Source organism: Massilia luteola, from assembly GCF_034420155.1.
Taxonomy (GTDB): Bacteria; Pseudomonadota; Gammaproteobacteria; order Burkholderiales; family Burkholderiaceae_D; genus Telluria; species Telluria luteola.
This window is the reverse complement of the sequence record NZ_JAXOFN010000010.1, coordinates 1-3,780: the sequence shown is the minus strand read 5'-3', so window position 1 is coordinate 3,780 and position 3,780 is coordinate 1. Positions and strand designations below refer to the sequence as shown.

Annotated in this window: 1 protein-coding gene; it reads left to right on the top strand. The window is 68.8% G+C overall.

Translation table 11 applies throughout. The features are described 5' to 3' along the window. The coding region (locus U9J41_RS12910) for a beta strand repeat-containing protein (protein ID WP_322402591.1) at nucleotides 1-3,780 on the top strand (3,780 nt) is incomplete at both ends.

The following is a 3,780-nucleotide window of genomic DNA, read 5'->3' as shown; positions in this document are numbered from 1 at the left end:
GACGGCATCGCGGTCGGCGCGATCACGGCGGGCACGTCGACCATCCGCGACGCGGCCGGCAACGACGCCAGCCTCGCGCTCTCCGGCCACGTGCCGGCGACCACCGGCGTGCTGGTCGATGCCACGGTCCCTGGCGTCACCGGCGATATCGCCGTGCCGGCGAACGCGACCTACGTCGCTGGCCAAACGCTGAATTTCACCGTCACGTTCGACGAGAACGTCATCGTCACGGGCACCGACAGCACCCTCGGCCTGACGATCGGCGGCACGGGGCGCAGCGCCACGTTCGCCTCGAGCACGGCCAATTCCATCACCTACACCTACACGGTGCAGGCCGGCGACACCGATGCCGACGGCATCGCGGTCGGCACGATCGCACCCGGCACCTCGACCATCCGCGACGCGGCCGGCAATAACGCCAACCTGACCCTGTCGGGCCACGTGCCGGCGACCACCGGCGTGCTGGTGGACGCGGTCGCGCCCGCCGTGGCGGGGAATATCGGCGTGCCCGCCAACGCGACCTACGTCGCCGGCCAGGCGCTGAATTTCACCGTCACGTTCGACGAGAACGTCGTAGTCACAGGCACCGACAGCACGCTCGGGTTGACCATCGGCGGCACAGGACGCAGCGCCACGTTCGCGTCCAGCACGGCCAATTCGATCACCTACACTTACACGGTGCAGGCGGGCGACGCGGATGCCGACGGCATCGCGGTCGGCGCCATTTCTTCGGGCACATCGACCATCCGCGACGCGGCCGGCAACAACGCCAGCCTGACGCTTTCCGGTCACGTGCCCGCCACCACCGGCATCCTGGTCGACACCATCGCACCGACGGTCGCCGGCAACGTGAGCGTGCCCGCCAACGGCACCTACGTGGCCGGCCAGAATCTCGATTTCACCGTCACGTTCGACGAGAACGTCGTCGTCGCCGGCACCGACAGCACGCTCGGCGTGACGATCGGCACGACCGCCCACAACGCCAGTTTCCTGTCGAGCAGCGGCAACACGATCACCTACCGCTATACCGTGCAGGCCGGCGATACGGACGCCGACGGCATCGCGGTCGGCGCGATCACGCCAGGCACGTCGACCATCCGCGACGCGGCCGGCAACGACGCCAGCCTGACCCTGTCCGGTCACCTGCCGTCCACCACCGGCGTGCTGGTCGATGCCACGGTCCCGAGCGTCGCCGGCAATATCGCCGTGCCGGCCAACGCGACCTACGTCGCTGGCCAAACGCTGAATTTCACCGTCACGTTCGACGAGAGCGTAACCGTCACGGGCACCGACAGCACGCTCGGCCTGACGATCGGCGGCACGACGCGCAGCGCCACGTTCGCGTCCAGCGCCGGCAACACCGTCACCTACACCTACACGGTGCAGGCAGGCGACGCCGATACCGACGGCATCGCGGTCGGCGCGATCACAACGGGCACCAGTACCATCCGCGACGCGGCCGGCAATAACGCCAACCTGACCCTGTCCGGGCACGTGCCGGCGACCACCGGCGTGCTGGTGGACGCGGTCGCGCCCGCCGTGGTGGGGAATATCGGCGTGCCCGCCAACGCGACCTACGTCGCCGGCCAAACGCTGAGCTTTACCGTCACCTTCGACGAGAACGTCACCGTCACCGGCACCGACAGCACCCTCGGCCTGACCATCGGCGGCACGGGACGCAGCGCCACGTTCGCGTCCAGCACGGCCAATTCGATCACCTATACCTACACGGTGCAGGCGGGCGATGCCGATGCCGACGGCATCGCGGTCGGCGCCATTTCTTCGGGCACCTCGACCATCCGCGACGCGGCCGGCAACAACGCCAGCCTGACGCTTTCCGGTCACGTACCTGCCACCACCGGCATCCTGGTCGACACCATCGCGCCGACGGTTGCTGGCAACGTGAGCGTGCCCGCCAACGGCACCTACGTGGCCGGCCAGAATCTCGACTTCACTGTCACGTTCGACGAAAACGTCGTCGTCACCGGCGGCGACAGCACGCTCGGCGTGATTGTCGGCACGACGGCGCACGATGCCAGTTTCCTGTCGAGCAGCGGCAACACGGTCACCTACCGCTATACCGTGCAGGCAGGCGATACGGACGCTGACGGCATCGCGGTCGGCGCGATCACGCCAGGCACCTCGACCATCCGCGACGCGGCCGGCAACGACGCCAGCGTGACCCTGTCCGGTCACCTGCCGTCCACCACCGGCGTGCTGGTCGATGCCACGGTCCCGAGCATCGCCGGCAATATCGCCGTGCCGGCCAACGCGACCTACGTCGCCGGCCAGACGCTGAGCTTCACCGTCACGTTCGACGAGAACGTGACCGTCACCGGCACCGACAGCACACTCGGCCTGACGATCGGCGGCACGACGCGCAGCGCCACCTTCGCGTCCAGTGCCGGCAACACTGTTACCTACACCTACACGGTGCAGGCAGGCGACGCCGATACCGACGGCATCGCGGTCGGCGCAATCACATCGGGCACCAGCACCATCCGCGACGCGGCCGGCAATAACGCCAACCTGACCCTGTCCGGCCACGTGCCGGCCACCACCGGCGTGCTGGTGGACGCGGTCGCCCCCGCGGTGGCGGGGAATATCGGCGTGCCCGCCAACGCGACCTACGTCGCCGGCCAGACGCTGAATTTCACCGTCACGTTCGACGAGAACGTCGTGGTCACCGGCACCGACAGCACCCTCGGGTTGACCATCGGCGGCACGACGCGCAGCGCCACGTTCGCGTCCAGCACGGCCAATTCGATCACCTACACCTACACGGTACAGGCGGGTGACACGGATGCCGACGGCATCGCGGTCGGCGCGATCACGCCCGGCACCTCGACCATCCGCGACGCGGCCGGCAACAACGCCACGCTGGCGCTTTCCGGTCACGTGCCCGCCACCACCGGCATCCTGGTCGACACGATCGCACCGACGGTCGCCGGCAACGTGAGCGTGCCCGCCAACGGCACCTACGTGGCCGGCCAGAATCTCGATTTCACCGTCACATTCGACGAAAACGTCGTCGTCGCCGGCAGCGACAGCACCCTCGGCGTAACGATCGGCGCGACGGCGCACAACGCCAGTTTCCTGTCGAGCAGCGGCAACACGATCACCTACCGCTATACCGTGCAGGCCGGCGATACGGACGCCAACGGCATCGCGGTCGGCGCGATCACGGCGGGCACGTCGACCATCCGCGACGCGGCCGGCAACGACGCCAGCCTGACCCTGTCCCGCCACCTGCCGTCCACCACCGGCGTGCTGGTCGACGCCACGGTCCCGAGCATCGCCGGCAATATCGCCGTGCCGGCCAACGCGACCTACGTCGCCGGCCAGACGCTGAGCTTCACCGTCACGTTCGACGAGAACGTGACCGTCACCGGCACCGACAGCACGCTCGGCCTGACCATCGGCGGCACGACGCGCAGTGCCGCGTTCGCGTCCAGTGCCGGCAACACCGTTACCTACACCTACACGGTGCAGGCGGGCGACACGGATACCGACGGCATCGCGGTCGGCGCGATCACAACGGGCACCAGCACCATCCGCGACGCGGCCGGCAATAACGCCAACCTCGCACTCTCCGGCCACGTACCGGCCACCACCGGCGTGCTGGTGGACGCGGTCGCGCCGGCGGTAGCGGGGAATATCGGCGTGCCCGCCAACGCGACCTACGTCGCCGGCCAGACGCTGAATTTCACCGTCACGTTCGACGAGAACGTCGTGGTCACCGGCACCGACAGCACCCTCGGGTTGACCATCGGCGGCACG